The 18,422-nt window shown below is 53.2% G+C and carries 17 protein-coding genes and 1 tRNA gene; 14 read left to right on the top strand and 4 right to left on the bottom strand.

Annotation, left to right across the window (positions count from 1 at the left end; all coding sequences use genetic code 11):
* Positions 1–20 precede the first annotated feature (20 nt).
* Positions 21–1,340, bottom strand: a complete 1,320-nt coding sequence (locus HFD94_RS12665) for a PAS domain-containing methyl-accepting chemotaxis protein (RefSeq protein WP_064689983.1) — start codon at positions 1,338–1,340, stop codon at positions 21–23.
* A 223-nt stretch (positions 1,341–1,563) separates the two neighbouring features.
* Here HFD94_RS12665 and HFD94_RS12660 point away from each other — a divergent pair.
* From HFD94_RS12660 to HFD94_RS12640, 5 genes are all read left to right on the top strand, one after another.
* A tRNA-Phe gene (locus tag HFD94_RS12660) sits at positions 1,564–1,639 on the top strand.
* Between the two features lie 457 nt (positions 1,640–2,096).
* Positions 2,097–3,062: a sensor domain-containing diguanylate cyclase gene (locus HFD94_RS12655; RefSeq protein WP_064689981.1), complete on the top strand. Its 966-nt coding sequence runs from the start codon at positions 2,097–2,099 to the stop codon at positions 3,060–3,062.
* A gap of 742 nt (positions 3,063–3,804) precedes the next feature.
* Complete coding sequence (locus HFD94_RS12650) at positions 3,805–3,969, top strand: general stress protein (protein ID WP_004571242.1); 165 nt, start codon at positions 3,805–3,807, stop codon at positions 3,967–3,969.
* Positions 3,970–4,471: 502 nt separating this feature from the next.
* The gene (locus HFD94_RS12645) at positions 4,472–4,954 is read left to right on the top strand and encodes a ferritin-like domain-containing protein (protein ID WP_111534623.1); all 483 of its coding nucleotides are present in this window, start codon (positions 4,472–4,474) and stop codon (positions 4,952–4,954) included.
* Positions 4,955–4,964: 10 nt separating this feature from the next.
* Positions 4,965–5,471, top strand: coding sequence for a ferritin-like domain-containing protein (locus tag HFD94_RS12640; protein ID WP_064689980.1), 507 nt, complete (start codon positions 4,965–4,967; stop codon positions 5,469–5,471).
* 80 nt (positions 5,472–5,551) lie between these two features.
* Here the strand turns inward: HFD94_RS12640 and treF are convergent, their stop codons facing one another.
* Together treF and HFD94_RS12630 are read right to left on the bottom strand one after the other, a co-directional pair.
* Positions 5,552–7,210, bottom strand: coding sequence for an alpha,alpha-trehalase TreF (gene treF, locus HFD94_RS12635; RefSeq protein ID WP_045139632.1), 1,659 nt, complete (start codon positions 7,208–7,210; stop codon positions 5,552–5,554).
* Positions 7,211–7,561: 351 nt separating this feature from the next.
* Complete coding sequence (locus tag HFD94_RS12630) at positions 7,562–8,419, bottom strand: SDR family oxidoreductase (protein WP_022623861.1); 858 nt, start codon at positions 8,417–8,419, stop codon at positions 7,562–7,564.
* A 98-nt stretch (positions 8,420–8,517) separates the two neighbouring features.
* Here HFD94_RS12630 and HFD94_RS12625 point away from each other — a divergent pair, with 98 nt between their 5' ends.
* The 8 genes from HFD94_RS12625 (at position 8,518) to HFD94_RS12590 (ending at position 15,493) form a co-directional block, all read left to right on the top strand.
* Positions 8,518–8,898, top strand: coding sequence for a helix-turn-helix domain-containing protein (locus HFD94_RS12625; RefSeq protein ID WP_010248931.1), 381 nt, complete (start codon positions 8,518–8,520; stop codon positions 8,896–8,898).
* A 781-nt stretch (positions 8,899–9,679) separates the two neighbouring features.
* Complete coding sequence (locus HFD94_RS12620) at positions 9,680–11,092, top strand: cytochrome ubiquinol oxidase subunit I (RefSeq protein ID WP_010671087.1); 1,413 nt, start codon at positions 9,680–9,682, stop codon at positions 11,090–11,092.
* Between the two features lies 1 nt (position 11,093).
* The gene (gene cydB / locus HFD94_RS12615; protein WP_010248926.1) at positions 11,094–12,098 is read left to right on the top strand and encodes a cytochrome d ubiquinol oxidase subunit II; all 1,005 of its coding nucleotides are present in this window, start codon (positions 11,094–11,096) and stop codon (positions 12,096–12,098) included.
* 1 nt (position 12,099) lies between these two features.
* Complete coding sequence (locus tag HFD94_RS12610; protein WP_122889626.1) at positions 12,100–12,267, top strand: DUF2474 domain-containing protein; 168 nt, start codon at positions 12,100–12,102, stop codon at positions 12,265–12,267.
* Positions 12,268–12,485: 218 nt separating this feature from the next.
* A complete protein-coding gene (locus HFD94_RS12605) occupies positions 12,486–13,355 on the top strand; it encodes a helix-turn-helix domain-containing protein (protein WP_122889627.1) in 870 nt (289 codons plus the stop codon).
* Positions 13,356–13,573: 218 nt separating this feature from the next.
* Entirely contained in the window at positions 13,574–13,768 is a 195-nt protein-coding gene (locus tag HFD94_RS12600) for a hypothetical protein (protein WP_010671084.1), read from the top strand.
* Between the two features lie 330 nt (positions 13,769–14,098).
* Positions 14,099–14,881, top strand: coding sequence for a siderophore-interacting protein (locus tag HFD94_RS12595; protein ID WP_122889628.1), 783 nt, complete (start codon positions 14,099–14,101; stop codon positions 14,879–14,881).
* Positions 14,882–14,953: 72 nt separating this feature from the next.
* Positions 14,954–15,493: a PadR family transcriptional regulator gene (locus tag HFD94_RS12590; protein ID WP_122889629.1), complete on the top strand. Its 540-nt coding sequence runs from the start codon at positions 14,954–14,956 to the stop codon at positions 15,491–15,493.
* A gap of 8 nt (positions 15,494–15,501) precedes the next feature.
* Here HFD94_RS12590 and HFD94_RS12585 read toward each other — a convergent pair whose 3' ends face one another.
* Entirely contained in the window at positions 15,502–15,798 is a 297-nt protein-coding gene (locus HFD94_RS12585; protein WP_010248912.1) for a SelT/SelW/SelH family protein, read from the bottom strand.
* 239 nt (positions 15,799–16,037) lie between these two features.
* Between HFD94_RS12585 and HFD94_RS12580 the strand changes: the two genes are divergently transcribed.
* Positions 16,038–18,410 (top strand): TonB-dependent receptor domain-containing protein, encoded by a 2,373-nt coding sequence (locus HFD94_RS12580; RefSeq protein ID WP_167433181.1) that lies wholly within the window; start codon positions 16,038–16,040, stop codon positions 18,408–18,410.
* Positions 18,411–18,422: the final 12 nt, after the last annotated feature.

The raw sequence follows: 18,422 nt of genomic DNA, 5'->3' as shown, positions 1-18,422 counted from the left end.
GCGGTTGCCCCCGCAGAGCGTCAGACTTTAAGCGTTTTGGTCACCTGGCCGATGGCGCGTACTACATCCGTTGCGCCTTCACGGATTTCCGCAATCACGCCGCCCGCCTCCTGGGCCAGCTGTACGCCCTGATCGGCGCGCTTCAGGTTGGATTCAATCCCTTTCAGTGCCCGGCTCGCCAGCTGATGGTTTTGCTGTATCCGATTTTCGATATCGGTGGTGGCGCGATTGATGTTTGCTGCCAGCGTGCGGACTTCATTAGCCACTACCGCAAAGCTGCGGCCATGGGTTCCGGCCCGTGCCGCTTCAATAGCGGCATTCAACGCCAGCAGGTTAGTCTGATCGGCTATCCGGCGTATGCCTTCCACAATCGCGCCGATACGCTCTGAGGATTCACTCAGTCCGGTAATATCACCGGAGATCCCCTGCAGTTCACCTGCCAGAGCGTTCATGGTCTGCACGCTGCTGGCGATAACATCGGCCCCCAGCTTTGTGCTTTCATCCGTTTGCAGCGCGGTGTGATAAGCCCGCTGTGCCGCATCATGTTCCTGCTGATTCTTTTCCACCTGCGCGGTCACATCGGTGGCGAATTTCACGATTTTGTAGAGCCTGCCCTGTTCGTCAAACACCGGATTGTAGGTGGCGCGCAGCCAGATAGTCTCACCCCGTTTATTGACCCGGGGAAACTGACCTGAGACAAATTCGCCGCGGTTCAGCTGCTGCCAGAACTCGCTATATTCGCGGCTGTCGCGCAGCGCCTGTGAGCAGAAGCGACGGTGGTGCACACCTTCTACCTCCTCACGACGGTAGCCCATGGTTTTCAGGAAGTTATCATTGGCTTTCAGCACTTCACCTTTGAGGTTAAAAGCGATCACCGCCATCGACCGTTCTATGGCGGTGGTGATGGCGCGCTGCTCCTGCGCATCGTTGATATGATCGGTGATGTCGGTTGCCAGTTTGACGATTTTAATCACCCGGCCATGGCGGTTCTGCACCGGTACATAGTTGGCTTCGAGCCATACCGGTCGGCCGTTTTTCGCCACGCGCAGGAACTTATCGCTGAAGCTTTCGCCCCGGTTCAGTCGCAGCCAGAAATCCTGATAGTCCCGCGACTCAAGCTGCTCTGCGGTACAAAACAGGCTGTGGTGCTGGTCTTCGATCTCCGCCAGCGCGTAGCCCATGCGCGCCAGAAACAGCGCATTCGCGCTGAGAATGGAGCCATCGGGAGAGAATTCAATCATGGCGATGGAGCCATTGAGAGAGCTCAGCGTTGCCGCTGAGTGTGAACGCTTCTGCCAGCTGTGACGGGAAGCGATACCTGATGTAATGGTGGAAAACATGGCGATCCTTATTATTAGTGTTGGTCTCGCATGCTATATCGGCAATTTCGCGTCACAATGCAGACTCTGCCTGCTTTCTGACTAAAATATATCCGGCCAACAGAGAGGTTTATGGCGGCAGGTCAGACCCACTCTTTGGGTTGATGGAAAAGCGGTCAGTCGATTTGATTTTGGTGAAAAGCGTTTGACGCTGCCGGGCCGCTTTGGTTTAATGCGCCCCGTTGCCCGAATAGCTCAGTCGGTAGAGCAGGGGATTGAAAATCCCCGTGTCCCTGGTTCGATTCCGGGTTCGGGCACCATCTTTAAAGAACCCGCCTATGGCGGGTTTTTGCATTCTGGAGCGAACCCGTTATCGAAGGTTCGATTCACTCGCCACATCCCTGTGGCTCGCCCTCTGGGTCGCGCTGGCACGCGATGCAAAAATGCTCCCGGCATTTTCGGGTTCGGGCACCATCTTTAAAGAACCCGCCTCTGGCGGGTTTTTGCTTTTTTAAGGCCACCCGATTCGCCATCTCCCCGAACATTCCGAATTTCGCCTCTCCCGCGCCCATTCCACTTCTCAACCCTGTCGCAACACAAACAGATTTCATGGCGAAACCAATTTGCCGCTTCGCCTCTGTGCTGCGTTGCCAGACTGGTACCGCCTGATATCCTGTCCAGCCTGCAATTGACCGCGGCTAATCGTGTTTTATAAGCCACCCTTTACAGAATCAGCCTGACAGGCACAATACCCCTTTTTCCTCCTCTTACACGGTTATGTCAGAAGAAGCGCTGCGTCTGCAGATACAGAACCTCAAAAAGCACAATGCGCGTCTGAAGCGTATAGCGCATGACGCCCGCACAAAACTCAATGCGGCGCTGGATGGTACCGGGCTGTTCCTGTGGCAGCTGGATATTCCCAGCGGCAAACTGGTGATTTTCAACCGGCGCTGGGGGGCGATGCTGGGCTTCCAGCCGAAAGAGACCGACGCCAACTTTGAATCCTGGAAAGAGAGCCTGCATCCCGATGATGCCGCCGACGTTTTACAGGCATTCCACGACCACATCGCCGGGAAAGCGCCTTATTACGAGGCTCTGCATCGCATGATCGCCAAAAATGGCAGCATTACGTGGGTGCTGGATAGGGGCCGGGTCAGCGAATGGAATGCGCACGGAGAGCCGGTTAAAGTGATCGGCACTCACATCGATATGACCAAAGAGAAGCAATATGAAGAGCAGCTTGCCCTGCTGGCGCTGCACGATCCCCTTACGCTGCTCAACAATCGCCATGCTCTGCAGAATTATTTCGGTGAAATGAAAGCTCAGGGACCGCTCTGCGTGGTCTTTATTGACCTGGATAACTTCAAACACGTCAACGACACCCTGGGGCACCGCAGCGGAGATGAAGTCCTCATCCAGTTAAGTCAGCGGTTTACGGAACTCTCTCCGGCAGAAGTGATCATTGGCCGACTGGGCGGCGACGAGTTTGTGTTGTTAATACCCTGGGCGCTGAACCATCCGCGGGTAAAGAAACTGGCGCACGCCTGTCTTGACGCGGTAATGGCACCTTTTGATATGGCAAACGGGCATGCCCTCATTGGGGCGTCTGTCGGTGTGTCTCAGGCGCAGGACAAAGATGACTTTGATACTGCACTGCAGCGTGCTGATGAAGCGATGTACCGTATCAAGAAAAATGGCAAGCGCGGTGTCGCTTTTGATTCCACTTTTCCCGACTCCCTCTGACTCTGCTGAACAGGGCATATGTTTTGCAAGTCAATAACGCACAATCTCCCTCATGGCTTTGCTCGATCTTACTCATAATGTTGAGTTCCCCTTTTGGCAGGCATGCAAAATTTATGCGTATGCCCGCAGAAAGGACTTTTTAGTACTATTCCGAAAACCCGCTTTTTGCCACCAAATACCTGAATCTTGCCGCTTCGGTTATATTCAGATATCAGTGCTAAATCTGACCTCTCTTTTTAATAAAAATTTTCATCTAACCAGCATAATTGATCGTTTATTGATCGATTCAGGCTATTTTTAACTGGTGCTATCAATGCGTCACGCTTCGCTTATTCTTAACGTAAAAGCAGGGTTTCAGATTTCTAATTAGCGCTTCGCTTGGGGAATTTGATCGTTTGTTGATCATCTTCACTACCTGATATTGATGAAATTATCTCTTTGCCGCTTCGCTTATATTTTTTCAATTGGACTTTTTTTGAAAATGATCGATTAATAGGGCGCGGCGATTTTCGTTATAAATATTTTTCATGCTGCGGCTCTTTTATGAATAGAAAAGAGCGATGGTTGAAATCCGTTATCAATCCGGTTGAGGGTAGGACGGCCAATAAACCAGAACTGTGACGGGTTTTTTATTTCTCTGACTTGATCGGTCCGATTTTCTGTCTACATTTATGTTGCTGAATCGGCCTGATGAAGCGTTAACTGTGCAAATTCCAATTTTTAAAATTCAAAGAGGACGCATATGACTCAATATCGCGGTGGGGCCGGGAATTTTGCGGCCGACAAAGAGCGTGCTGCTGAAGCAGGGCGCAAAGGAGGCCAGAAAAGCGGCGGTAACTTCAAAAACGATCCTGAACGTGCCATTGAAGCGGGGCGCAAGGGAGGTAAGGTTAGCCGCCGGAGCTGAACGTCTTTAACACTGCTGTAACGGCAGGGTTACTCTGTTAGCCGGGCATTTTGAATCTTTTTAGTTCCTCGTGAAGATAATTACACCCTGAATTATGTCATTGCTCCATCATTGGCAATGGCTGGAGTTGTGAATTGAACCGGAAGGGTTTTCCCTTCCGGTTTTTTATTTCCTATCGATTAAAGCTGTACCGTTAAATACAACTTTGTACAGATAAGTTTCGAGTGGTACTTTTTTATGCAGTTAATCTTAAAAAATGTATACAACGATTTATCACTTTGTACAAAATCCAGCACTGCTAGCGAAGCCGCAATCTTAAAAACAATTTTTAGCTAACGCGTTGCTGTAAAAAGGAAAGTGCATTTTACATGCCACTTTTGTCTTAAATTCATACTGATGCAGCGTGCGATATTAAGAATCTCCACTAGACTTTTCAGGTGTCAACGATATGACTGGCGCTGCGTTATTACAGACGCAGCTTTTTAATCAATGAGGCTATCTTATGACAGTGAAAACGTTAAACGACCTGTTCATCCATGACTTATCCGATGTATACAGCGCTGAGAAGCAGATAACCCGTGCATTGCCTAAAATGGCGCGTGCAGCCAGTGACGAAAATCTTATCGCTGCGTTTAATCAGCATCTGGAAGAGACCCGTGCTCAGATTGAACGACTCGACGAACTGGTGGAAGTGACACCTGAAGTCAAAATCAAACGAATGAAATGTCATGCGCTGGAAGGTCTGGTTGAAGAAGCGCAGGAAATTATCGACTCGGTCGAGAAGGGCGAGATTCGCGATCATGGACTGATCGGTGCGGCGCAGAAAGTTGAGCATTATGAGATTGCCACCTACGGTACCCTGCATGCGCTGGCACTGAAGCTGGGTTACACCAAAGCCGCACAGCTGCTGGAAGAAACCCTGAATGAAGAGAAGCAAACGGATGAGAAGCTCACCTCGGTAGCCGAGTCTATTACCGTCTCTTAAGGAGTAATACATGACTGCGATTGAACATTATCACGACTGGCTGCGCGATGCGCATGCGATGGAAAAACAAGCAGAAAGCATGCTGAGCAAGATGTCAGGTCGTCTTGAACACTATCCGGCGCTGGAACAGCGTCTGGCGCAACATCTTGATGAAACAAAACACCAGCTGACTCTGCTGGAACAGCTGCTTGACAGCCACGGTATCGATCACTCTGTAATGAAAGATGCGATAGGCAAAATGGCAGCCACCGGCCAGGCCGTGGGCGGCATGTTTAACTCAGATGAAGTGGTGAAGGGCGCCATCAGTGGCTATGTATTCGAGAATGCCGAGATCGCCAGCTACACCAGCCTGATCGCTGCGGCTGAGCAGGTTGGTGATGCGCAGGGCGTACGCATACTGAATGAGATCCGCGATCAGGAAGTGGCGATGGCGGAGTGGCTGCTGCAGCACCTGCCTGAAGTGACACAGCAGTTCCTGCAACGTGCGTCACAACCAGGCACTGAAGCGAAGAAGTAGCGCTGAATAGCCTGCATGAAACATGAAAAAGCCGGGATAACCCGGCTTTTTGCGTTTTAAAGGTTTACCGGCTGCGATACTCAGTCAGCCATTAAATGCCCATACATCGTCATCAGCTTACGTGTAACGCCGTTAGTCCAGCCGAATCCATCCTGTAACGGATACTCACCACCGCCACCAGGACGGGCACGCTCGCCGCTGATGTCATACTTCTCTACCAGCTTATGGTGCAACTGATAGAAGTTGTTGACCGTGTTGAGCCAGTTCACTGCCACTTCAGTCGCCAGCGTCTCTTCACCGTAATTATTCAGGCCAACAACCGCCATCCACTGCATCGGTGCCCAGCCGTTGGGTCGATCCCACTGCTCACCGCTTTCCACCATTGAGGTCAGCAGGCCGCCGTTGCTCAATAGCAGATGCCGTAGCGAGATCGATTGCAGGTGCGCCTGATGCGGCGTTGCAAGACCGACAAACAGCGGAACCACGGAGGCGACGGTAAAGGCACCGAAACGCTCCCGACGCCAGTCGTAGTCACGGAACACACCGGCGGTGCTGTCCCAGAGATAACGGGTAATCGCACGTTTGCGCGCTTCCGCTTTTTTCTGCCAGGCCAGCGCGGTCAACTCTTCGCCTTTCGCGTGCGACAGGGTGGCGATCATCAGCTCCAGCTTGTACAGGAACGAGTTCAGATCGATAGGAATAAACTGCGTGGTACGGATGCTCGACAGCCGTTTCGGGTTACGCAGCCAGCGCGAGGAGTAATCCCAGCCCGATTCCGCTCCGGCACGCAGGTCACGATACACTTCGCTGGCCGGACGTTTCGATTCGCGGGCGGTTTCCACATCTTCAATCCATGACTCATCACGCGGCGTATCGCGGTCATCCCAGTAGCGGTTCAGCAGTGAGCCGTTTGGCATCCGCACCACGTGACGATAAGCCTGGTTCGGCATCAGTGAACCGGCACCGTCCATCCAAAACTGGTACTCCTTCATCAGCTGTTCCTGATAGCGCTTAGCACCGCGCACGCCATCTTCTTCGAACAGCTCAACCATCAGGGCAAACACCGGTGGCTGCGAGCGGCTGAGATAATAGGTACGGTTGCCGTTTGGCACATGACCGTAGTTATCGATCAGCCAGGCAAAGTTATCCGCCATGTGACGCAGCAGATCGTCGCGGCCCGATTCTGCCAGGCCGAGCATGGTGAAGTAAGAGTCCCAGTAGTAGGTTTCGCCAAAACGTCCGCCCGGCACCACATAGGGTTTGGGTAATGGCAGCAGCGATGAGTGCGGCATATGCTGCTGCGGCATTTTGGTCAGAACCGGCCACAGGTCGTCGATATGCTCATTGAGCGTTTTATCCGGGTTGGAGACATAAAAACTTTCGTTTACGCCAGGCAGATAAAAGTGATCGGCGACAAAACGCGACAGGTCGAAATCACTGCTGCGTTTCTGTCGACGATAGCGCATCAGCACATCCAGCGGATCGTACTTGGGCGAACAGTCGGGGAAGGTTTTGCTGTCCTCGAAAATCCGCGACATCTGAACATGTTCAAACAGTTCCAGATAACGATCGGCAGGGGTCAGCGCATCCGGCGCCGGCAAGCCTTCAATCAGCTCCGGCTCCGGTTCAGAATCCTGCATGCGATCCAGCTTCAGTTCATGGGGATCGTATTGATACTCAACTTCCGCCCCGGCACGAACCTCTTCAAGTGCATTTTGTTGCTGGCGATGGGTATTAATAACGGCCTCCTGAGCGGTCGTGGTTGCACAAAGGACAAATTATAGACCTCTCCTCCCCCGGAACAACAATGCAGAATATCTATGAACGTAATAAATATTGTCGATTAATCGAGGTTTTTGGATAAATTCCAGACAATTCAACCAAATATAGCGCTGTTCACAAAAAACGCATTTCAGATGAATCTCTTAGCGACCTGAATAAAAAAATTTAACCTGAAGAAAACTGGCGTTTATTCACATTTTGTAAAAGAAACAGCAGCCGCAAAGAGTGCAGAAAGTGGCATACCCAACGGGAATTCGGACAGGAGAGTGAGGTGAGCGGACCCGATTGTCCGCTCATGAACGACAGAATTAACGATTTGCCAGCGCCGCGCGAATGACTGCCTGCCAGGTGGTGGTGGGGCGACCGATGAGCTGGCTTAGCTGACGGGAGTCATCGAACAAACCGCCTTTCTCTGCACCGGCATCAGAATCCGCCAGCATTTCCGCCAGACCTTCTGGCAGGCCTGCGTTTTTCAGCGCCGCCGCAAACTCACTTTGAGAGAGATTGACGTAATCAACCTTTTCACCGCTCTGTGCGGCAATCTCCGTAGCAAACTGCGCCAGCGTGTAGCTGTCATCACCTGCCAGTTCATACACTTTGCCCGCCTGATCCTCACGGGTCATTACTTCTGCCGCCGCTTCGGCGTAATCCTGACGCGCTGCCGAGGCGATACGACCTTCGCCTGCTGCGCCAATAAACGCATGATGCGCCAGCGCCGGTGGGATGCTGGCTGCGTAGTTCTCGCTGTACCAGCCGTTACGCAGCAGGGCGAACGGGATGCCAGAGGCTTTCAGCAGCGCTTCTGTTGCACGGTGTTCAACGCCCAGGCCCAGCGGCGAGGTATCCGCATGCAGCAGGCTGGTGTAAGCGATAAAGCCCACGCCCGCCGCCCGAGCAGCCTCAATGACGGCTTTATGCTGCGCTTCACGCTGGCCCACTTCACTACCGGAGATCAGTAGCAGCTTATCCACGCCTGCAAAAGCGGCCTCCAGCGTCTCTGGCTGACCATAATCGGCCTGACGGACAATGACGCCCAGCGCTGCGAGATCGGCCGCTTTGGCAGGCGTACGGACGGCGGCAACAATTTCTCCCGCCGGGACTTTTTTCAGTAATGCATCAATCACGAAACGGCCCAGCTGGCCGGTGGCACCTGTAACTGCAATCATGTTAATACTCCTGTGGCTGTTGGTGAAATTCAGACTAGTGTATAAACTAATTTTTAGTAAGTACTTACAGAATTGTTAGTTTGAGGTGGATAAGTTAAATGTCTGAAAAAATGAGTGAAAAATTTATCCGCGGCGAATTGCTCAACGTCAACTGCCCGTCACGTGACGTGCTGAAACGCGTAACCAGCCGCTGGAGCGTATTAATTCTGCTGGCCCTGCAGGACCAGACGCTGCGCTTCAGCGCGTTGCGCCGGACGGTCGGTGGCGTCAGCGAGCGGATGCTGGCGCAGAATCTGCGCTACCTGGAAGAAGATGGCTTCGTGCAGCGTATCGCCTACGATGTGGTGCCACCGCACGTGGAATATCGCTTAACCCCGCTTGGACGCGAAGTCGGTGAACAGGTTGTGGGGCTGGCTGACTGGCTGGAGCTGAACCTGAGCCGGATTCTGGCACAGCGCGAAAAATCTGCGGCAGAGTAAAATCACCCTGTATCAGCCGTCATAACGTGACGGCATGGGTATACTCACTGCAAAATTTCTGACCCCATTTGTCTGTCATCTCACTTCCTGAAAGCGCGATAACGTAACGGCAGCGAAAATAATCCAGTCGGTCTTTTCGCACGGTTGCTGGTTATTAAATCGTTTTATGAATCTCTGGCCCGGAATAATCGACTACCCGCAGCGCGCTGTTAATTCATACCTTCTTTTTGACTCATTTTATTAACATCTCTGATGGCGCTTAAAAGCGCCGTTCTGCGTTTTTTCTGTCAGAAGTTATAGCTGCATTAGCCAGGCAAAAGCAAAAAATCAAACAAAGCGGCAGAGGTAACTATTTACACTTTTAACCTGTTAAAAAATAAGGGTATTTAATTTGAAGGCTCTAAAATTTGACCTTTACTGAATCAGGGTTTATAACAAAATAGTGCCTGAAAACAGCCTGTTGAAGGCATTTTTCAGGCAAGGTTCGCTTTAGCGCGATCGATTTTTAAAGTACAAATTACCGTAACATTAACGACACATAAACACGCTCTGATTAACCTTTAGGCCTTATTTTTAAATAAATAATTCCCGTCAAAAACAATGATCAGAATCAATAAAGACTGTTATAGTTTTCATTAACCCCACTGTTTCTATTTCCTCGCCGCGAATAGTTTTAAATTTGCGGCGGGAATTTCAATAAGCGCAGAGAACCAGGCGCATCAGGCTTAAGTTGTTAATTATAAGTAAATACATGGTGTTCTATGTGGCAAAGAGGTAAGCAATGTTCGGATTAGATGCCTTTCATCTGGCCAGGATTCAGTTCGCATTTACTGTTTCCTTCCATATTATCTTTCCCGCCATCACCATCGGTCTCGCCAGTTTTCTGGCCGTGCTCGAAGGTATGTGGCTCAAAACCCGCGATCACACCTATCGCGATCTCTACCACTTCTGGTCGAAAATCTTTGCCGTTAACTTCGGCATGGGTGTGGTATCAGGACTGGTCATGGCTTATCAGTTCGGGACGAACTGGAGCGGCTTCTCGGAGTTTGCTGGCAGTATCACCGGTCCGCTGCTGACCTATGAAGTACTGACGGCGTTCTTCCTGGAAGCGGGCTTCCTGGGCGTGATGCTGTTTGGCTGGAATCGCGTGGGTCCCGGGCTGCACTTCTTTGCCACCTGCATGGTCGCCCTCGGTACGCTGATTTCCACCTTCTGGATCCTGGCCTCTAACAGCTGGATGCATACGCCTCAGGGCTACATCATCCAGAATGGCATCGTGGTTCCGCAGGACTGGTTCAAAATCGTCTTTAACCCCTCATTCCCTTATCGCTTGTTCCATATGTCCGTAGCGGCGTTCCTGGCGAGTGCTTTCTTTGTGGGATCGTCGGCGGCCTGGCATCTGCTGAAGGGGAATAACAATCCCGCAATCCGCAAGATGTTCTCAATGGCGTTGTGGATGGCGCTGATTGTCGCGCCGATTCAGGCGATGATTGGTGATGCTCATGGTCTGAATACGCTGGAACATCAGCCTGCCAAAATCGCGGCGATTGAAGGGCACTGGGAAAACCCACCGGGTGAAGCCACACCGCTGATCCTGTTCGGGATCCCCGACATGGAGCAGGAACGTACCAAATATGCGCTGGAGGTGCCTTATCTTGGCAGCCTGATTCTGACGCATAGCCTGGACAAGCAGGTCCCGGCGCTGAAGTCCTTCCCGAAAGAGGACCGGCCTAATTCAACGGTCATCTTCTGGTCCTTCCGCGTGATGGTGGCGCTGGGCCTGCTGATGATTACGCTGGGCGTGGTCAGCCTGTGGCTGCGTTTCAAAGGGCGTCTTTATGAGTCGCGTCCTTTCCTGTGGTTTGCGCTGTTGATGGGGCCATCGGGTCTGATTGCGATTCTGGCAGGCTGGTTTACCACTGAAATCGGTCGTCAGCCGTGGGTGGTCTATGGCGTGCAGCGCACGATTGATGCGGTCTCGGCACATGGGGATATGCACATGAGCATCAGCCTGCTGGCCTTTATTCTGGTCTACAGCTCGGTGTTCGGCGTGGGGTATCACTACATGATGCGTCTGATTAAGCAGGGACCGGTTACCGGCGAAGGCCATATCACCGAAGAGGGTGGTCCTGGTCAGAAGAAAACCCCGGCGCGTCCGCTTTCCGCTGCCACCTTTAAGGATGGAGACCACTAAGATGATCGATTATTCCGTTATCTGGTTTGCGATTATCGTTTTCGCAACCCTGATGTATATCGTGATGGATGGCTTCGACCTGGGTATTGGTCTGCTGTTCCCGTTCAATAAAGATGCTGGCGAGCGCGACATGATGGTTAACACCGTCGCGCCGGTCTGGGACGGAAATGAAACCTGGCTGGTTCTGGGGGGTGCTGGCCTGTTTGGCGCGTTCCCGCTGGCCTATGCGGTGATTGCCGATGCGCTGTCGATTCCGCTGACCGCTATGCTGATTGGCCTGATTTTCCGTGGAGTCGCCTTTGAGTTCCGTTTCAAGGCGGTAGAAGGCCATCGGGCCTTCTGGGACAAGTCGTTTATTGCCGGTTCAGTCATCGCCACCTTCAGTCAGGGTGTGGCCGTGGGTGCGTTGCTGGATGGCATTCCGGTTGAGGGACGCCGTTTTGCCGGTTCCGCAATGGACTGGCTGGCACCGTTCCCGCTGTTCTGCGGCGTGGGACTGGTTGTTGCCTACGCGTTGCTGGGCTGCACCTGGCTTATCATGAAGACCGAGAATGAGCTGCACCGTAAAATGTCTGCGCTGGCTACGCCGCTGGTGATTGCGCTGTTAGTGATTATCGGCATCATCAGCCTGTGGACACCGTTTGCGCATGCGGATATCGCGCATCGCTGGTTCAGCAAACCCAACCTGTTCCTGTTCCTGCCGGTTCCGGTATTGGTGCTGCTCTGTTCGTGGGGCATTGTGCGCGCCATTAAACGCGAGGCGCACTATTCACCGTTCCTGCTGACGCTGGCGCTGATCTTCCTGGGCTTCTCCGGGCTGGGCATCAGTATCTGGCCAAACATTATTCCGCCATCAGTGACCATCTGGGCTGCCGCCTCACCGCCGCAGAGCCAGGCCTTTATGCTGGTGGGTAGCCTGCTGATTATCCCGATGATCCTGGGCTACACCTTCTGGAGCTACTACGTGTTCCGTGGAAAAATCAAAGCAGACGCAGGATATCATTGATATGAAAAGCCTCAGCAGCATGAAAGACCACAATCAAGAAACGAAAGCGCCATGGTGGAAGCGTGTGATGTGGCTGGTGTTTATCTATGCCGCCAGCGTACTGGCGCTGGGCGTTGTCGCCTCGCTGTTCCGCATGATGATGACAGCGGCCGGAATGCGCAGTCATTAGTTGTCGCAGGCTCCATCTTACAGCTATCCGGCGCAGTTTTTATCAATAATCAGAAGGCTGACGTAAGTCAGCCTTTTTTAGTTAGTAACCTAAGCAATTAATGCGGAAACGCCCAGAACGGGCGCGCAATGCTTACCCTTTCCTTACACCGATTTGCGATTTTTGTTATCCTTTTGTAACTGAAACCCCAGTCCTAACCCGCGTCGTAAATCGCCATCATGCTCAGTCAGGCCATTAAAAAACAGCACATCAACGATCTGGTCGAGTGGATTGAAGCCAATCTCACCGACGATCTTAATATCGATCAGATTACCCTCAAGTCAGGTTATTCCAAATGGCACATGCAGCGCATGTTTAAGGAGATGACCGGACAGACCCTGGCGGCTTACACCCGTAAACGGCGTCTGACGATGGCCGCTATGGCGCTGCGTCTGACCCGCATGACGCTGATCGATATCGCCGTACGTTTTGGTTTTGATAACCAGCAAAATTTTACCCGGGTATTCAAAGGTCACTTTTCGCTGACGCCTGGCGCGTTTCGCCGTATTCCCCATTTGCCGGTTAAAAACTTCCATGGCCGCATTCTGGTGCGATCGCTGGCAGAGCGTGCAACGCTGGTGGAGCGTGAGGAAGAGCTGCATCTGTGCGGAGAAACGCTGGAGTGGGAGTGTAAGTTTGGCGATTACATTGCCGATCGCGATCACCGGGTTGCTGAACAGGCGCGGCAACTGGTGGCGCTGGCGGGCGGCCGCGTGTCGCATGGCTGGTTAGGCTTTCAGTATGGCCCGGGCCATAGCTCTGCTGATCAGCAAAATATCAGCCTGTTTCAGGCGCTGGAGCCGCAACATGCCGGGCTGCTGGGTGACAACACCGCCAGCTGGAGCGAGGTTAGTGGACTCTATGCGTCGATCCGCTGGAGCGGCAGCCCGGAGCAGCTGACACGCTTTATCGAGGATATCTACTATCAGCATCTGCCAGCACTGGGTGTGTCACGTCGTCCGGGTAAAGATCTGCTGCGTCTCGATTTTGCGCACTGTAAGCCCGACTGGCTGAGCGGCGTTTTTTCTATTCCGGTGATGCAGGCTTAGCCAGCAGGGCAGGGTGTGTGGCTCCCGACCCTGTTAATGCATAATTCGTGCGGTAAACCGTGACAAACCGCACGATTTTATAAAATAACTCGCCGTTCTGGCGTAAAATCCTCTCCCGAAACCCTGCCATGCCTGAATCATCGTGCATCTGTGCCAGGGCTGGAATATTTACCTGCATTTCAGGCCTTTTCTGGTCAAAAAAACAAACGAAGACAACTATGCGACGCTTAATGATTTCACTGATCCTGGCATTGCCTGTCATGGCGATGGCACAACAGGCTGAACCTTTTTCACCTCCTGCCGGACTGCATCCGCACTCTCAGGCCACCCAGCATGAAATTCTGGGTGATGGTGAGCTGCCGGAACACACCAGCAGCAATCCTTCCCTCTCAGGATTCAACGACACACTGTAAGTGGTCACGCGCTGCCAGAATGTGCGGCGCAACATCATGCCCGGCTCGTCAGGAGCCGGACAGTTTCCGCCTTCTCTGCCTGCCCCGTAAACACGCCGCACCTGCTGCTTACCTCTCTCTGAACGCTCTTATCAGGGCCGCTCTTCGTCTGCACTACGCACACCCGTACAGGCATAAAATATATCTTAAGCCGCTGGATCGCATTTTTCGTTCTTGTAGTGAAGATATATCATAGCTAATCTTGGCACTTCAGATGAGAATGATTGTTATTCCATTATTATCAGCATGCCTTTGAGTCACGGGCATCCATCCCGTTTCAGGAGAGAAATTTTGCCTGTATCAGCCGATCAGCGTGTACCACAGCGCGTCCGTAATGAATTGCGTTTCCGTCATATTCAGGTCGCGAGTAAAACTAACATTGCCGGTAAATTCTGGCGCATCCGGTTCAGCGGTAGCGATCTGGCGGGCTTTACGTCGCCAGGCTTTGATGACCACATTAAGGTTTTCTTCCCTTCCGCTGAAGGGGCCACACTGGCTCTGCCACAAATTACCGATGCGGGGATTATCTGGCCCGAAGGGCTGCGTCCGCAGGCGCGCGATTACACACCGCTGGAATTCGATGGTGAATCTTCACTGACCCTCGATTTCTATATTCATCAGCAGGGCGTAGCCAGTGACTGGGCAACTCAGGCGCAGCCTGGCGATCGGTTGATTGTCGGCGGGCCACGCGGCTCGCTGGTGGTGCCGACCGATTACGCATTCCAGCTCTATGTCTGTGATGAAACCGGGCTGCCGGCTTTTGCGCGCCGTCAGCGTGACGCCCGGGCGCAGGCGCTGCATCTCTATGCTTTTACCGATGAAGCGACGGGCCGCGACTATTTATCTGATACGGCTGATGTGACGACAAACTGGCTCGGCAGCGGCCAGATGCAGAAAGCGCAGCTCAGCCAGCTGATTGCCCGGCTGGATCAGATCACTATCCCGACGGAAGATTACTTTGTCTGGCTGACCGGCGAAGGTGAGTTTGTAAAAGCGCTGTGTGACTACTTCACGGTGCAGCGCGGCCTCAACAGTGACTTCGTACGGGCGGTGGCCTACTGGCACCAGAAGTAAGCCGCTAAGGCAATTGAGTTTTGCCAGGCGGCGCACTACCATCAATCCCACTTTTTCGCAGCAGGGCAGGCCATGAAACAGCATCCGACTTCCACTTCATCTGAGGATCAGACTGCGCGCGCAGGCAGTTGCAGCGGACGGCGCAAGCGACGTGAAAAGATGCTGGAAGCAAGTGAGATTCGCCTGCTGATGCTCCATTTCCTGGCGCACAATGCCGCGCACGGCTATGAGCTGATCAAGTCTGTTGAGGAGTTGTCAAAGGGAGAGTACTCGCCCAGTCCGGGGATCATTTACCCCAACCTGACGCTGCTGGAAGAGATGGAGGCGATTCAGGTGGTGGATGCGCAGGCAACGCGTAAAGCCTACCGCCTGACGGCATCGGGAGAAGCGCAGCTGGCAGAGAATCGTGAAACGGTCACCAGCCTGATTACACGGCTCTCTACGCTGGCAATTCTGGTCAATAACCGCAGCATTCCTGCTGTTGAGCAGGCGATTCATGGGCTGAAGGTCGCGCTGAACCGGCGGCTTGCGCAGGAAGATATCTCAGAAGCCGCGCTGCAGACGCTGATTAAGGCGCTGCACGACGCGGCAGAAAAAATCACCCTCAGCTAATCGCGGAGTTAGCTGACTTCAGTTTTGTGTTTGTCGATGTGGCCCAGCGTACGATCCGGGAAGCAGATGTCCCGCACACGCTGTTTCAGCGTGGTCGCATCCGGGAAGCCACCATCCCGCTTACGTTCCCACAGCAGATGCTCATCCAGCGTAATCTCAAAGATACCGCCGGTGCCCGGTTTCAGCGTCACCTCCGCCAGATCCTCAGCGAACGTATGCAGAAGTTCCTGTGCCATCCACGCTGACCGCATCAGCCAGTTGCATTGCATACAGTAGTGAATAACAACCACAGGTTTTTGCGCCATAACTCTATTCCTTTACGTGTTGATAAATGCCAATGCATTCGGGTTAACAATTTGTGCGCTGTGGTTTATATCTAAATGTAAATAATATTGATAATGATTATCAGTTGCATTAAATTCCGGGCGATAATTACTACACCAGCATGACGTTCTGACTTTTCACGGCTTTTATGCGGAGCCGTTTTACTGTTGCCAGCAAGCAAGTGAGCGAATACTAACAATTAATCAGGTAATTCGCGCCTATGTCACCACGTTTTCGGAGATTGACGCAACCGCGTCTGACTCAACTGGCGTTGCTCGCCACCTTCATCAATACCACCTGCACTTATGCTGCGGGCAGTGAATCTGCCACGCTAACCCTTTCTGATCGCTATGGCAGCAGTGCCGAACCGGTAATGACGGTGACAGCACCGGAAATCAAAAAAACGGCAGGCAGTAAAACCTCGCTCTCTGCCAGCGATCTGCAACAGCGTGGTGCCACTGACTTCGGATCGATCATGCGCTATGAACCGCTGATCAGTGCTACCGGTACCCGTGGCGGTTCATCAGCCGGTAAGAGCGGTTTTGATCGGGCCGGTTATACCGGCTACAACATTCGTGGCCTCGAGAGCAACCGCGTCGGTCTGGATGTGGACGGTATTCCGTTGCCGCAGGCCACTGGCCGCAGCTATGTAGGACGCGCAGGTCTCGACAGCTTTGGCATTGGCCGCGATTACATCGATCCTTATATGTTTGGCCGTATTGAGATTGAGAAGGGCGCCACAGCAGTGGAACAGCCGAACACCTCGATTGGCGGCAACGTCTCGTTCCGTAATAAGTCTCCCGACGATTACCTGCATCCCGGAAAAGCGACCGCGTTCAGTTATCAGAGCGACTATGACTCATCCAGTCGCAGCTGGCATAACGGCATCACCGCCGCTGCCGGTGACGATGAACTGCGCGGCATCTTTGTTTACAGTCGCCGTGACGGACAGCAGACCCGTAACAACAGCGGCACGCTGGATGCGTATCCCGCTAACTGGCACTCCGACGCCTTTATGACCTCCGGCATCTGGCAGCCCAATGATGCTCACAAGCTCAGCGCGACGGTCGATTACTATCACAAAACCCACCACAGCCATTACGACAGCTGGAGCACTTCAGGCAATACAGTCTGGGGGACGGCACAGCAGCAGAGTGATACCCGCCGCTGGGGCATCAGCCTGGCGGATGAGTACACCCCTTACAATGACCTGGTCGACAGCCTGACGACCCGCGTTTACTGGCAGCAGACCCAGGCGCATGACAACACCCGGATGCCGTCGAGTGCCACCGCCAGGCAAACCGTCTATTCCGATTACAACAGCGACAGCTTCGGTTTTGACACCCGCGGGCTTAAAAGCGTCGGGCGACATGAACTGAGTGCCGGGCTGAATGCGCGCCTGGTGGATACTGAGCGACCTTTCCGTCAGTCACCGCCAGCCAGTGCTTTTACTGCGATCATGCAGCCGCAGGCTAACAGTCGCAGCTACACCGTGGGTGGTTATCTGCAGGATACCATCAGCTTCGATGCTGACGGACATCGGGCGGCCATCGTGCCTGGCGCGCGCGTGGCCTATCAGAACACCCGACCGCGTGATGTGGCGACGCTGACCACGAACAGTAGCGTGCTCGACGCCAGCGAAGTTTCAGCGCTCTATGGATCGCCAAACAGCGACACCCAGATATTGCCGTCTATCGCCTTCCAGTACGATCTCACACCGAAGCTGATGACTTATCTGCAATATACCCGTGGCGCGCAGTTCCCCAACGATACGCAGCTTTATGGTTCATGGAATCTTGGCTCCAGCTATGCCGGCACCGCGCAGTATGCGCTGATTGGTAATGCAGATTTGAAAACCGAAACCAGCAACAACTACGAGTGGGGTGTAAAAGGAGAGGTGGCAAAAGGCGTCACGCTTAACGCTGCCGCTTTTTATAACGACTATAAAAACTTTATTGCCTTTACCCGCTACAGCCGGGCGGCTAATCCGGGTCAGTTCGTCAATGTGCCTGCCAACATTTACACCACCTATCAGGCGGAGAACCGCGATAAATCCTACATCTACGGGGCTGAAATCAGCAGTAAAGTGAACTTCGGCAGCTGGTTCAGCGAGGTCGAAGGTCTGAGCGCCAATCTGGCGTTTGGTTATACGCAGGGCGCGGCAAAGTCGAGCTACCTTGGTGACCGCTACATCGACCTTGAGAGTGTTGCCCCGATGAAAGCGATCGTCGGACTCGCCTGGGATGATGAGGCGCGCGGCTACGGTGCCGCCGTTACCGCTACCTTTGTCAAAGGTAAGCAAGCCAGTGCGACTAACCGCGAAAGCTTCGCTAACAACGGCAGCAGCCTGGCCGACTCCAGCACCGATTACATGCGGGTGCCGGGTTATGGCATGGTGGATATGACCGCTTACTGGCGTGTCGCGCACAACGTCAGGCTGAGTGGCGGGCTTTACAACATAACCGATCGCAAATACCGGGATTACCTCAGCAGCCGTGAACTGACCAGCGCCACTCAGCAGGAGCGCAACGATCAGGCACTGGCCGTGATGCCGGGCCGTACTTTCCAGTTAGGTGTTAACGTCGATTTTTGATAGCCGTCGCCC

Origin of the sequence: Pantoea sp. EKM20T (assembly GCF_011800485.1) — a bacterium.
Taxonomy (GTDB): Bacteria; Pseudomonadota; Gammaproteobacteria; order Enterobacterales; family Enterobacteriaceae; genus Pantoea; species Pantoea agglomerans.
This window is presented reverse-complemented; position numbering and strand designations above follow the sequence as displayed.